The organism is Bifidobacterium catenulatum subsp. kashiwanohense JCM 15439 = DSM 21854 (genome assembly GCF_001042615.1).
In the GTDB taxonomy this organism is placed as follows: Bacteria; Actinomycetota; Actinomycetes; order Actinomycetales; family Bifidobacteriaceae; genus Bifidobacterium; species Bifidobacterium catenulatum.
Map to the genome: position 1 here is coordinate 1 of NZ_AP012327.1, position 13,728 is coordinate 13,728.

Annotated in this window: 9 protein-coding genes; 8 read left to right on the forward strand and 1 reads right to left on the reverse strand. The window is 56.8% G+C overall.

Annotated elements, in window-relative coordinates; genetic code table 11:
• From dnaA to BBKW_RS00035, 7 genes are all read left to right on the forward strand, one after another.
• Window positions 1-1,476 (forward strand): chromosomal replication initiator protein DnaA, encoded by a 1,476-nt coding sequence (dnaA, locus tag BBKW_RS00005; RefSeq protein ID WP_033501585.1) that lies wholly within the window; start codon window positions 1-3, stop codon window positions 1,474-1,476.
• Window positions 1,477-2,036: 560 nt separating this feature from the next.
• Complete coding sequence (gene dnaN, locus BBKW_RS00010; RefSeq protein WP_033501584.1) at window positions 2,037-3,161, forward strand: DNA polymerase III subunit beta; 1,125 nt, start codon at window positions 2,037-2,039, stop codon at window positions 3,159-3,161.
• 164 nt (window positions 3,162-3,325) lie between these two features.
• A complete protein-coding gene (gene recF / locus BBKW_RS00015; RefSeq protein ID WP_033501583.1) occupies window positions 3,326-4,528 on the forward strand; it encodes a DNA replication/repair protein RecF in 1,203 nt (400 codons plus the stop codon).
• Entirely contained in the window at window positions 4,528-5,013 is a 486-nt protein-coding gene (locus BBKW_RS00020; RefSeq protein WP_033501582.1) for a DciA family protein, read from the forward strand. The genes recF and BBKW_RS00020 overlap by 1 nt, the downstream gene beginning before the upstream one ends.
• 273 nt (window positions 5,014-5,286) lie before the next feature.
• Complete coding sequence (gene gyrB / locus BBKW_RS00025) at window positions 5,287-7,401, forward strand: DNA topoisomerase (ATP-hydrolyzing) subunit B (protein WP_033501581.1); 2,115 nt, start codon at window positions 5,287-5,289, stop codon at window positions 7,399-7,401.
• A 53-nt stretch (window positions 7,402-7,454) separates the two neighbouring features.
• Complete coding sequence (gene gyrA / locus BBKW_RS00030; RefSeq protein WP_033501580.1) at window positions 7,455-10,160, forward strand: DNA gyrase subunit A; 2,706 nt, start codon at window positions 7,455-7,457, stop codon at window positions 10,158-10,160.
• A gap of 75 nt (window positions 10,161-10,235) precedes the next feature.
• Window positions 10,236-10,775 carry a DUF3566 domain-containing protein gene (locus tag BBKW_RS00035; RefSeq protein WP_033501579.1) on the forward strand — a complete coding sequence of 180 codons (540 nt, stop codon included), beginning with the start codon at window positions 10,236-10,238 and terminating at the stop codon, window positions 10,773-10,775.
• A 353-nt stretch (window positions 10,776-11,128) separates the two neighbouring features.
• Here the strand turns inward: BBKW_RS00035 and gdhA are convergent, their stop codons facing one another.
• On the reverse strand, window positions 11,129-12,475 hold the full coding sequence (gdhA, locus tag BBKW_RS00040; protein WP_003833554.1) for an NADP-specific glutamate dehydrogenase: 1,347 nt from the start codon (window positions 12,473-12,475) through the stop codon (window positions 11,129-11,131).
• 240 nt (window positions 12,476-12,715) lie between these two features.
• On the opposite strand from gdhA, the gene mscL reads away from it, so the two are divergent.
• Window positions 12,716-13,183 (forward strand): large conductance mechanosensitive channel protein MscL, encoded by a 468-nt coding sequence (gene mscL / locus BBKW_RS00045; RefSeq protein ID WP_033501578.1) that lies wholly within the window; start codon window positions 12,716-12,718, stop codon window positions 13,181-13,183.
• The last annotated feature ends 545 nt before the right edge of the window (window positions 13,184-13,728 follow it).

The following is a 13,728-nucleotide window of genomic DNA, read 5'->3' on the forward strand; positions in this document are numbered from 1 at the left end:
GTGGCCGATACGACAACCGATCCTCTCGATCAGGCTCGCGGGGTATGGTCCGACGCGCTGGCGTTGCTGCACCAGAATCCCGCGCTTTCCGTACGTGACAAAAGCTGGCTGGAAAATGTTTTTCCGGAAGGCATGTGGGGTCCCACCATCGTGTTATGCGTGCCCAGCGCGGCCGCGCAGCAGACGTTGCAGAACGAATTGAGCCAGCCCTTGCTGAAGGCGTTGCGAGAGGCCGCCGAGCAGGATATTTTCCCCGCATTCAAGATCGTAGAAAAGAAGGAACCTGCCCAACCGGCCGTCGAGGAATACCCTCATTTTGCCCCCGAGCCGCATGTCAAAGAAACCACGCAGGGACAGCTTCCCATTCCGGTCGTCATGCCTCCGGAACGCCCCAACACTTTCCAACGAGGCCAGAACAGGCCTTTGCTGGATCCTAAGACCCATCTGAACAAAAACGCCACCTTCGACACCTTTGTCCCTGGCGATTCCAACCGTTTCGCGCGCACCGTCGCATTGGCCGTCGCGGAAGGTTCCGGTCATGATTTCAACCCACTGTGTATCTACGGCGGCTCCGGCCTGGGCAAAACCCACTTACTGAACGCCATCGGCAACTACGCGCTGGTCAAGGATCCCTCACTGAAGGTCCGTTACGTAACCAGCGAGGAATTCACCAACGAATTCATCGAAGCATTGGGCGACACCAACCAGAATTCCGGCCAAATCAAGGAATTCAATCGTCGCTACCGTGAAGTCGACGTGCTGCTGATCGATGATATCCAATTCCTCAGCGGCAAGGATGCGACGCTCGAACAGTTCTTCCATACGTTCAACACCCTGCATCAGGCAAACAAGCGCATTGTAATCGCTTCCGATGTGCCTCCGAAGGATCTGCAGGGCTTCAACGAACGCCTGATCTCCCGCTTCGAATCCGGCCTGACCGTTGACGTCAAGCCGCCGGATCTGGAGACGCGAATCGCCATTCTGCGCATGATCGCCCATGAATCCAACGTTCAAGACGACGTGCTCAACCTTATTGCGGAACGTTTCACCGAGAACATCCGCGAGCTGGAAGGCGCACTGAACCGCGTGACTGCCATGGCTTCCCTGAGCGGACAGCCGGTGACTCGCGCGCTGGCGGAGCATACGCTGCAGGACTTTTTCGCGACCGATGTGGAGATCAAGCCCACCGACATCATCACCCAGGTGGCAAAGTACTTCTACATCACGTTCGACGACATCGTCGGCCGTTCTCGCACGAAGAAAATCGCGCTGGCCCGCCAGATTGCCATGTATTTGGTGCGTGAACTCACCAGCATGAGCCTGAATGACATCGGCCAGGTGTTTGGCGGCAAAGACCATACCACAGTGATGCACGCCTACACCCGTATTAGCGATGAAATGCAGGAAAAGCAGGAAATCTACAACTATGTGACGGAGCTGACGCTGCAACTCAAACAGCGTTCCGGCGAAAAATAACGTTTTTGCTCGACTTCGCACGTTTACATGTGTTTCCGTACGTCTCAAAAAAAACGATTTTGCCGTTTTCTGTCTTGCTCAGGCGATTCTCGACAGCCAAGTATGAGTATTAGTAAATTCTTTACCAGCTGATTTACCGACCATTCTGACACGCCGGCTTGTGGAAAATTTTTATTGAAGTTGTCCACATAGTTGTGCACAAATCAAGGATTTCTCGGTGGAAAAGCCGTTGGAAACGCAAAAATCGGCGGTGGATGACTTGTGGACTATACACAGGCTTTTGTGGATAACTTTTTCTCATTGTCGAGCCTGTGGATAACCCGCTGATTTGTCCACACTCCATTCAAAAGTTATCCACAGGTAGTGAGGTGAACTGAGCCCTTGCAAAACGTGGGGTCTGAGCACTTACCCACATTATCCACAGGCCTTATTATGACGAATGTAGATTGTTATAAGAAAATCATCATCGTCACCGTAAGTGGGGAATTCCCCACGCTTCGTCAAAACGCTGGCAGCTCGCTAGAATGACTTATGGACCGAACGAAACGAGGAAACTAGCCATGAAAGTTGAAGTCAATTCCCAAGCGCTGGCAGACGCAGTAGCCTGGACCACCCGCGTGATCGACGCTCGCCCTGCATCCCCCATTTTGGCAGGCGTCCGTTTGGAGGCCATCGACGGCACTCTCCAGCTTTCCGCCTTTAATTACGCCATTTCCGCCCGTCACCACATTGAAGCAGGCGTTGACGAAGCCGGATCCGTTTTGGTGCTCGGTAAGCTGCTGGCGGATATCACCAAGTCACTTCCTGCTGCGAAAACCTATCTTTCCACCGATGGATCGACCATGACCATCACCTCCGGCAAATCCACATTCACCATGCAGCTCATGCCGGATGCCGAATATCCGGATCTTCCGGTAATTCCGACCAAACTGGGCCAAGTGGACGCGCAAACCTTCACTCAGGCCGTCACCCAGGCATCCGTTGCCGTTTCCCGCGAGGAGAATCGTCCCGTACTCACCGGCATCCGAGTGCAGTTCCAAGGCGACAAGGTGATCATGAGCTCTACCGACCGTTTCCGCCTGTCTCGTGCAAGCTTTACGTGGACGCCGGAAAACCCGGACACCAACACTACCGCGCTCGTTCGCGGCGCACTGCTGCGCGACGTGGCGCGCTCCCTAGATGAGCATCAGAACATCGTTGTGGACTTCGACACGGAGAATCCGTCGCTGCTGGGCTTCGAGAACGCCGGACGCGTGTCTACCTCACAGCTGATCGACGGCGAATTCCCCGCGGTCGACCGCCTGTATGCCGACGAATACCCTATTCACGCGGTCATCAACAAGCAGGATCTCATCAGCGCCATCAAGCGTGTCTCCCTCGTTGCCGAGCGCAACGCACCGATCCGCATGGCATTCACCAGCCAGGAGCTCACATTGACTGCGGGAACCGCGGACGAAGCCCAAGCCAAGGAAATCCTCGACATCGACATGGATGGAGAAGACATCACCGTGGCCTTCAACCCGACCTACCTGATCGAAGGACTGAGCGCCATCGCGGAACCATTCGTGCGCATGAAGATGACCACCGCTGTCAAGCCTGTGGAATTCAACGGCCAGCAGGAGTCGGATTCCGAGGAGTCCATGGACTATCGCTACCTGCTTGTGCCCATGCGTTTCAACAGCTGAACATAAGCCGATCCACACAAAACGTGGATGCATCGCAAAAATAGGGCTGAACATGGCTATTACTGCCGGTTCAGCCCGTTTGCATGAATATTCATAAACAATCATATTCGTTAATAATTGCGATTATCCACGTAAGAAATTTGCTTGATTCTCAAGGATTGTGAATGTATATTTCCCGCCTAGCACTCGACCACTACCGTTCCTGGGAACATTGCGTGCTCGACTTCGAACCGGGAATCAACATTCTGCAAGGAGCCAACGGACTCGGCAAAACCAATATTGTGGAAGCCGTCGAAGTGCTTTCCACGGGATCAAGCCATCGCACGTCGTCATCATTGCCACTAATCGAAAAAGGGTGCACTTCGGCTACCATCCGAGCCAATGTGGAAGACGATGAAACGCAACACACCTACGAAGCGACCATCGTGGCACGAGGCGCGAATCGGGCGCGAATCGATGGCGGAAAATCACAATACATGCGCGATCTCATCGGACGCACGCCCTCCGTCTCCTTCACCCCCGAAGATCAGCGTCTGGTGGCAGGCGATCCAGCAACCCGACGCAACTTCATCAACCAGGCCGCTTCCCTGCTACTCCCCCACTACGCGCAGCTGCTGCAACAATTCACGCACGTGGCGAAACAACGTACGGCACTGCTCAAACAACTCGGCGACGGCACGAATCTCGATCCGCAATACAGCCAGCAGACGGTTTTAAGCGGACTGGAAATCTGGACGGGACAATTCATCGATCTCGGCATGAGACTGACGCGGGAACGCAACGATGTCATCGAACGTCTGGGGGAGCCTTTCGCGCGAATCTACGCGTCTTTGGCAGGCGACGACGAGCGGGCGGCGCTTTCATATGAGCCGTCCTTCGACGAAGTGATGCTGTTCGACGATCCGAGCGCGGAAATCAGCCGTCATTTCCAGCGCATCTACCCGGGCGAAGTGGCACGCGGGCAGAATCTGATCGGCCCGCATCGCGACGATCTGACCTTGCTGCTCAACGACATGCCCGCCCGTGAATTCGCGTCCAACGGTGAGATGTGGACCATGGCTTTGGCGCTGAAAATGGCGCTATATGAAGCGGTTTCCTCGCAATTCGAAAGCAAGCCGATCGTGATTCTCGATGATGTGTTCGCGCAGCTTGACGAATCCCGTCGTGGGCAGATCCTCGATTTTGCGATGCGGCAGGATCAAGTGCTGATCACCGTCGCCGCGGCAAGCGACATTCCACAAACGGACGCCGTGCACGCGCATGTGATTGACGTGGCCGCGTTGCGTCGGCAATCGCAAGATGGCGGCGATGACGATTTGGCGGCGATGATGGCGCAGCTTGCGGCAGGAAGGGAGACGGACCGCTGATGCCTAATCCTCCAATCTGCGAAACATTGCATCTTGACCAACGCAAGTTGCCCGCCGAAGTGTTCGAACGCATCAGCAAACGCGCCGGACGCTACAAGGAACGTGAGGAATGTGCGCGGCAGGCATGGGAGAATTTTGGCAAACCCGGACGCGACCCGCAGACGGTCGGCAATATATTCAACGTGATCGCTACGCAAGGTTCGTGGACGCCGCATTTGAAAATCGCGCAGATGCAGAATCATTGGGACCAGGTGGTCGGTGACGAAAACGCGCGCCACTCCTACCCCGTCGACCTGCGCGACGGCATTCTGACGATCCGATGTGACAGCCCCGCATGGACCACCACCATGACGTACATGATTCCGTTGCTGACCGACACCATTCGCAGGAGACTTGAGGGGCTGACCATCAACGAAGTGCGCGTCACCGGCCCCCAGCAACAGGGATTCAGCCGAGGACGAATGACCAGAAGGACCCGGTATTAGCGAAATATCACGCGATATATCGGTGCGATAGTTGGTCTGCGATCGGACGTACGTCGAATATGTTCCCGGAAATGACCTTTGCGGAGGCTGGAAAATACGTTTTCGAATGTGAAAAACAGGAGTAAACGGCTGAATTTCAAGGATAAATGCCTCTGGCGTGCTGTCCCCCTGCATGAGTAGAATATCAAGTAGTGTATGTAAACGCCTAGAAGGGGCCTTTATTTGCGTTCTAGGTGGTATCACCTGCGTGAATGACCCTCATTGGCGGGAAAAATGCAGGAAGGAATCTCTGTGGCAGACCTTGATGCGGATTCGCTGAACGAATCAGCTGAAAACACGCAGGAAGATCAGATCCAAAACGATCAGCTCGAAGATGCGCAGCTCGACGACACCTTGGCTCCGGAGCATTACGACGCGTCCGATCTGAGAGTGTTGGAAGGCCTCGAAGCGGTGCGAATCCGCCCAGGCATGTACATCGGCTCCACCGGCCCCCGTGGCCTGCACCACCTGGTGTATGAGATCGTCGACAACTCCGTCGACGAAGCGCTGGCGGGCTATGCCTCGCATATCGAAGTGACGATTCTGCCGGACGGCGGCGTGCGCGTGGTCGATGATGGCCGAGGCATTCCGGTTGACGAAGTTCCGGGCGAAGGTGTTTCCGGTGTGGAAACTGTGATGACCAAGCTGCACGCAGGCGGCAAGTTCGGTGGCGGCGGCTACGCGGTCTCCGGCGGTTTGCACGGCGTGGGTATTTCTGTGGTGAACGCATTGTCGACCCGCGTCGACATCGAAGTGCGCCGTCAGGGTTTCCATTGGACCCAGACCTACATCAACCAGAAGCCGACCACGCGTCTGCTCAAGGGCGAACCGATGGGCGAAGACGAGTCCACCGGCACTTCCGTGACCTTCTGGGCCGACGGCGCGATCTTTGAAACCACCACCTACGATTTCGAGATTCTGCGTAACCGTTTCCAGCAGATGGCATTCCTGAACAAGGGACTGAAGCTGTCCCTAACTGATCTGCGCGAGCCGGACCAGGCAGGAGACGAAGTTGCAGGCAACGGTGACGACAATGCCGAGAAGCATCAGACAGTCACCTACCAGTACAACGACGGCATCAAGGATTACGTCGATTACTTGGTGAAGTCCCGCAAGGCAACCCCGGTCGAACCGGATGTCATCGATTTCGAAGCGGAAGATCTGAAAATCGGCATTTCCGCGGAAATCGCCATGCAGTGGACCACTGCATACTCCGAAGCGGTGCACACCTTCGCCAACACCATCTCCACCACCGAAGGCGGCACCCACGAAGAAGGCTTCCGTGCGGCTCTGACTTCGCTCGTCAATCGTTACGCACGCGAGAAGAACATCCTCAAAGACAAGGACGAGAACCTCTCCGGCGACGATGTGCGCGAAGGTCTGACCGCAGTGGTTTCGGTGAAGCTCACCACCCCGCAGTTCGAAGGCCAGACCAAGACCAAGCTCGGCAATTCCGAAGCGAAAACCTTCGTGCAGCGCGTGATGACTGACAAGCTCGGCGACTGGTTCGATTCGCATCCTAGCGAAGCCAAGAACATCATCCAGAAGGCCATTGAAGCCTCCCGTGCGCGTCTTGCAGCCAAGAAGGCACGTGAGAACACCCGCCGCAAGTCAATCTTCGAATCCGCGGGCATGCCAGACAAACTGAAGGATTGCCAGTCCAACAATCCTGAAGAATGCGAACTGTTCATCGTGGAGGGTGACTCCGCAGGCGGCTCCGCAATTCAGGGACGCAACCCGATCACGCAGGCCATTCTGCCGCTGCGAGGCAAAATCCTCAACACCGAGCGTGCAAGCCTTGACCGCATGATGAAGTCCGAAACCATCGAATCGCTGATCACCGCGGTCGGCGGCGGTTACGGCGAGGATTTCGACCTGAACAAAGTCCGCTACCACAAGGTCATCATTATGGCCGATGCCGATGTGGACGGCGCGCATATCGCAACCCTGAATCTGACGCTGTTCTTCCGCTACATGCGCCCGATGATCACCGCTGGTTACGTGTATGTGGCCATGCCGCCGCTGTACCGACTCAAGTGGACCAAAGGCACGCACGACTTCGTGTACACCGACGCCGAACGTGACCGCGTGCTCGCCGAAGGCAAGGCCGCCGGCCGTCAGTTGCCGAAGGGCGAAGGCATCCAGCGTTACAAGGGTCTGGGTGAAATGAGCTACCAGGAACTGTGGGAAACCACCATGGATCCTGACCACCGCATTCTGAAGCAGGTGCAGATCGAAGACGCGGCCGCAGCCGACGAAACCTTCTCCATGCTCATGGGCGACGAAGTCGAACCTCGCCGTCTGTTCATCCAGCGCAACGCACGCAACGTCAGCTGGATCGACGCGTAAGGATTTCAAGGACTTCAGGCAAGGTTTCATAAGGATTTAGAAGGACTTAGAAGTTGGCAGACGAAAACAACAGCAACGAAGACGGCCAGTTCGTGCCTGACGGCTCCATGGAGCCGTTGAGCCCGCAGGAGGCCGACAACACCGATTACGGCCTGATGGTGGGCGAACGCATCCAGAAGAAGGATCTGCAGCAGGAAATGCGCGATTCCTACTTGGCATACGCCATGTCCGTGATCGTGGACCGTGCGCTCCCGGACGTGCGCGACGGCATGAAACCGGTGCATCGCCGTGTGATCTACGCGATGTACGACGGCGGCTACCGCCCCGACCGCGGCTACTCCAAGTGCGCCCGCGTGGTCGGCGAGGTCATGGGTAAGTACCATCCGCACAGTGATTCCGCGATCTACGACACGTTGGTGCGTATGGCACAGTCGTGGTCGATGCGTTACACGCTGGTCGACGGCCAAGGCAACTTCGGCTCCCCCGGCGACGATCCGGCCGCAGCAATGCGTTACACCGAATGCCGTATGGCTCCGCTCGCCATGGAAATGGTACGCGACATCGACAAAGACACCGTCGATTTCCTGCCGAACTACGATGGCAAGACGCAGGAGCCGACCGTGCTTCCGGCACGATTCCCGAACCTGTTGTGCAATGGTTCGTCTGGCATCGCCGTGGGTATGGCCACCAACATTCCTCCGCACAACATGCGCGAAGTGGCCGAAGGCGTGCATTGGGCGCTTGACCACCCGAACGCAAGCCGTGAAGAGCTGCTCGAAAACCTGATCCGCATCATCAAGGGACCGGACTTCCCTACTGGCGCAACGATTCTCGGACATAAGGGCATTGAACAGGCCTACCGTACCGGTCGTGGTTTGATCACCATGCGCGCGGTGGTGAACACCGAAGAGATCAAGGGCCGTATGTGCCTCGTGATCACCGAACTGCCGTATCAGGTGAACCCGGACCGACTGGTCGTTTCCATCCGCGAAGCGGTGCGTGATGGCAAGATCCAGGGCATCGCAGACATGCGTGACGAAACTTCCGGCCGTACCGGACAGCGTCTCGTGCTCGTGCTCAAGCGCGACGCCGTGCCGAAGGTTGTGCTCAACAACCTGTACAAGCATTCCCAGCTGCAGCAGACTTTCGGTGCCAACATGCTGGCACTGGTCGATGGCGTGCCACGCACGCTGTCTCTGGACGCGTTCATCCGCCATTGGGTGGGCCACCAGCTGGAAGTCATCGCACGCCGTACCGCCTACCTCAAGCGTGAGGCGGAAGAACGAGACCACATTCTTCAGGGCTACCTGAAGGCCCTCGACATGATCGACGAGGTCATCGCACTTATTCGTGCGTCCGAATCCGCGGAAGTCGCACGTACTGGCCTTATGGACCTGCTAGACGTGGACGAAGTGCAGGCCGACGCCATTCTGGCCATGCAGCTGCGCCGACTGGCCGCATTGGAACGCCAGAAGATTCTCGACGAACACAACGAGCTGATGCGTCGTATCGCAGACTACAACGACATTCTCGCCAAGCCGGAGCGTCAACGCAAGATCGTGGGCGACGAGCTTGACGAAATCGTGGCCAAGTATGGCGACGAACGTCGAACCAAGATCTTGCCATACTCCGGTGAAATGAACGTCGAAGATCTGATTGCGGAAGAAAACGTGGTCGTGACCGTCACTCACTCCGGCTTCATCAAGCGCACTAAGGCCGACGAATACCGTGCGCAGCACCGTGGCGGCAAGGGCATCAAGGGCGCCAAGTTGCGTGAGGACGACGTGGTCGACCACTTCTTCCTGACAAGCACGCACAACTGGCTGCTGTTCTTCACCAACAAGGGACGCGTGTACCGTTTGAAGGCTTACGAGCTGCCGGAAGGATCGCGCGATTCCAAGGGACAGCATGTGGCCAACCTACTGCAGTTCGGCCCCGACGAGACAATCCAGACCGTGCTGTCGATTCCGAACTACGAAGTGGCCAAGTACTTGGTGCTCGCCACTCGTTCCGGCAAGGTCAAGAAGACCGCGCTCGCCGAATACGATTCCCCGCGTCAGGGCGGCCTTATCGCAGTGCGTCTCATGGCCGACGAAAACGGCGAGAATGCCGACGAGCTGATCGGTGCCGCACTGTGCAATGCCGAGGATGACATCATTCTCGTGTCGAAACTGGGCATGAGCTTGAAGTTCCAGGCCAACGACGAGCAACTGCGCCCGATGGGACGCCAGACTGCCGGCGTGCAGGGTATGAAGTTCCGTGAAGGCGACGAACTGCTGGACATGGACGTGGTTTGGGGTGATTCCGACAAGGATCTGTTCGTGGTCACCAACGAAGGCTTCGCCAAGCGCACCGCCATCAGCGAATACCGCCTGCAGGGCCGTAATGGCTTCGGTGTCAAGGCCGTACAGCTCGCCGAAGGCCGTGGTTCCCTCGTGGGAGCGGTGATCGTTGAGGAAGATGACCAGATCATGGCCATCATGAAGTCCGGCAAGGTCATCCGTTCCAACGTCGACGAGGTCAAGCGCACTGGACGTACCACCCAGGGCGTGACGTTCGCCAAGCCCGACAAGAACGACGAGATCATCTCCATCGCGCGTAACGAGGAGAAGGACGATGACGAATCCGCGGAAAACGCGGAAAATGCGACCGTGGGCGCAACTGCGAACGAGGATACTGCACAATCGCCTGAATCCGCCGTTGAAGCCCCTGCTGAAACCAACGCCGAATCCGGCGATGGCGAGAATGTAGAGGCCTGACCGCAGTGCGGGCAATCGTCTGTGAAAACTGGTAGTCTCAGCTAAGAACTGGGCACAATCTTGCAAGGAGCAACGATGAGCGAGAACAACGAAGGACAGCAAATGCCGGAGGATGGGCATGCACCGCGCGTGGCACGTTCCGCTTCCAGTCAGCCGCTGATTGGTGAGGATCAGGTTCAGGCACATGAGGGTGCCTCCTCCCCCGCTTCCGGCGGCGTGAAGGTTCGCGAGAAGCGTCGTGGCGGCGCTCCGCGCGCGCGCCGTATGAGCCTGTCTTTGACGCGTATCGACGCATGGTCGGCCGCTAAGGTGGCGTTCATGCTTTCCATCGCGGGGGGAATTATTCAGATCGTTGCGGTAGCTGTTCTGTGGGGCATGCTGAACGTGGTTGGCGTGTTCGACCAGGTTACGCAGATCGTGTCTTCCACGGGCTTGGATGCCGGTGGATTCGACCTGACGAACGTGTTCTCGCTGGGCACCGTGTTGAGCGCCACCACCATTTTCTCCATTGTGGAAGTGGTGCTGATCACCGTGCTCGTGGTGATTCTTACGCTGCTGTACAACGTGGTAAGCACCCTCGTCGGCGGCATCCACGTCACGCTTGGAGATGATTAACGGCCCTGTGGGCTGTTAATAGCAGCGAGTAGCGATAAGTTGTCGCGCGAGCGTCGCATGTAATGCTGGAATAGCGCAGTGCGCTGTCAGCGGCAGTGACGGCGAACTCAAACACAACAAGGCGGTCTGTATCGTGATTCCAATCACGATACAGACCGCCTTCGTATTTTCTAGACCAGTCTGTCTCTTACCGTATGCCAACCCCTATCTGCCATATATAAGCGAGATAGCGGAGTTGCGCTGAAGTACGTGTTGAAATACGAAAAGAGGGTCTGTCTGGAATGAAACCAGACAGACCCTCAATGTATTTCGATGAGCCAGCCGTATTGGCTAGATTGGCTAAATCGGCTAGATCAGAGCACGCCCTGGGCGACCATGGCGTTGGCGACCTTCACGAAGCCGGCTGCGTTGGCGCCGAGCATCAGATCACCCTCGTGGCCGTATTCCTTGGCGGCTTCCAGGGAGTTGGCGACGATGTTCTCCATGATGGACTTGAGCTTGCCGTCAACCTCTTCAAAAGTCCAGGAAAGGCGGTAGGAGTTCTGGCTCATCTCAAGGCCGGAAACTGCCACACCACCCGCGTTCGCGGCCTTAGCGGGGCCGTAGAGCACGTTGTTGGACTGGTAGACGGCGATTGCCTCCGGAGTGGACGGCATGTTGGCGCCTTCGCACACCACAGTGCAGCCGTTGGCGACGAGAGCCTTGGCGGACTCCTCATCGATCTCGTTCTGGGTGGCGCACGGCAGGGCGATGTCGCACGGAACCGTCCACACGCCCTTGCAGCCCTCGTGGTACTCGGAGCCCGGCACACGCTCCGCATATTCCTTGATGCGGCCGCGATGGCCCAGCTTGATGTCCTTGACCACGTCAAGCTGAATGCCGTTCGGATCGTAGATGTAGCCGTTGGAATCGGAGGCGGTCACGACCTTCGCGCCGAGGGCCTGAGCCTTCTCGGTGGCGAAGATGGCCACGTTGCCGGAGCCGGAAATGACCACGGTCTTGCCTTCGAAGGAGTCATTGCGCAGCACGCGCATTGCCTCGGCGGTGTAGTAGCACAGGCCGTAACCGGTGGCCTCGGTGCGAGCCAGGGAACCGCCGAACTCGAGGCCCTTGCCGGTCAGTACGCCGGAATACTCGTCACGAATGCGCTTGTACTGGCCGAACAGGTAGCCGATCTCGCGACCGCCCACGTTGATGTCGCCGGCCGGAACGTCGGTGAACTGGCCGATATGACGGCACAGTTCCGTCATAAAGGCCTGGCAGAAACGCATGACTTCGGCGTCGGACTTGCCTTTCGGGTCGAAGTCGGAGCCGCCCTTGCCGCCACCCATCGGCAGGCTGGTCAAGGAGTTCTTCAGAATCTGCTCAAAGCCGAGGAACTTGATGACGCCCTCGTTCACGCTCGGGTGGAAGCGCAGACCGCCCTTGTACGGGCCGATTGCGGAGTTGAACTGGATGCGGTAACCGCGGTTGACCTGCACCTTGCCCTCATCGTCGGTCCATGCGACGCGGAACTTCACCACGCGTTCCGGCTCGACGATGCGTTCGAGCACGCCCGCCTTCTCATATTCCGGATGCTTCGCGACCACCGGTTCGAGGCTTTCGAAAACCTCGCGAACAGCCTGCAGGAACTCCGGCTGGTCGCCGTCGCGCTTTTCCACCTGCGCGTACACGCGCTTGACGTACTCATCAGTGAGCATATTCTTCCCCTTCGGGATAGTTGGTTATCAATAGACGGTCTCATTCTATGTGCACGAATATGGACGGCACAAGACCTTGTTCAGGATTTGGAGATGCTTCTTGCGAGCGCTGGTTCCGACCTTGCTTCTTTTTACGGGATTGCCATGCCTTGCGTTGACTATAGGATGGAAATGCGGAAAGCGTGGGAGGGAGCACGTTCGCAACAGCATCTCACAGTCTCACATAATGGGAGAATCATCATGATTGAAGGATTCAAGAAATTCATTGCACGCGGCAACATGATCGACATGGCGGTCGGTGTTGTCATGGGCGGTGCCGTCACCACAGTGGTTAATTCGATCGTCAACAATGTGATTAATCCGTTCATCGCCATGATTTTCGGCAAACCGAATATGGCTGGTCTGCTGGCAATCACATTCAATAATGCGACGGTTTCGTTCGGCGCGGTACTTGGCGCGATATTGAATTTTCTGATTATCGCGGCGGCCGTATATTTCTGCATTCTCGTGCCGATCAACAAATTCCGTGACATGACCGAGGCGTTACTCGCCAAAACCAAGCTTGCGGAAGAACGGAGCAAAGCCGAGGAGGAGGTCACCGAAGAGACGGAAATCTCCACCGAAGAGCAGACGATCCTGCTGTTGCAGCGGATCCGTGACGAACTTGTCAAGCAGAATGCCACAGGATGTACGGAACGTGCCGAATGATTCTGGCCCTGTTGCCGGCATGGGCACAGCGCAGTAGTCATCGCAAGCAATCGAAAGTATCGTCAGCAATCGAAATAATCAATAATCAATAATCCAAGGCTGTCTCAAGCGGTGACGCAAGTCCTGCCTGAGACGGCCTTTTGCAATGGTCTTTCAGCGGGGTGATTCTTCCATGCGCTGGAATAATACGGACTCTGGAAGGTGCCTCAGCGTGTCATTTGTTCCAGTGACTGGGGGAATCTGGACTGTGGGATGTCTTGTTGCGTCTAGTTTTCTCCAGTGGCTGGAGGTTTTGGGATGCTGGGAGGCTTGTTGGTGGGAGGATTCTTCCACTCGGTGGAGGTTTTTGGACTGTGAGGTGCTTGGCTGCGTCCGGTTTTCTCCAGCGGGTGGAGGAATTGGGATGCGGATGCGGGTATGAAAAAAGGGTTTCCGGAAATCACCGGAAACCCTGACTGTGGAGCTAAGGGGACTCCCGCCGTATGTTGGTATTCCGCCGTTTCTTCGGCGTTTCGCAACTGTGGGTACCAACTCGGGTACCTTAC

What these genes read in the sequence shown, in the direction of transcription:
- gyrB (WP_033501581.1), top strand. Translation starts at nt 5,287, where the DNA reads ATGCAGGAAGGAATCTCTGTGGCAGACCTTGATGCGGATTCGCTGAAC.
- mscL (WP_033501578.1), top strand. Translation starts at nt 12,716, where the DNA reads ATGATTGAAGGATTCAAGAAATTCATTGCACGCGGCAACATGATCGAC.
- gdhA (WP_003833554.1), bottom strand. Translation starts at nt 12,475, where the DNA reads ATGCTCACTGATGAGTACGTCAAGCGCGTGTACGCGCAGGTGGAAAAG.
- BBKW_RS00035 (WP_033501579.1), top strand. Translation starts at nt 10,236, where the DNA reads ATGAGCGAGAACAACGAAGGACAGCAAATGCCGGAGGATGGGCATGCA.
- recF (WP_033501583.1), top strand. Translation starts at nt 3,326, where the DNA reads ATGTATATTTCCCGCCTAGCACTCGACCACTACCGTTCCTGGGAACAT.
- dnaN (WP_033501584.1), top strand. Translation starts at nt 2,037, where the DNA reads ATGAAAGTTGAAGTCAATTCCCAAGCGCTGGCAGACGCAGTAGCCTGG.
- BBKW_RS00020 (WP_033501582.1), top strand. Translation starts at nt 4,528, where the DNA reads ATGCCTAATCCTCCAATCTGCGAAACATTGCATCTTGACCAACGCAAG.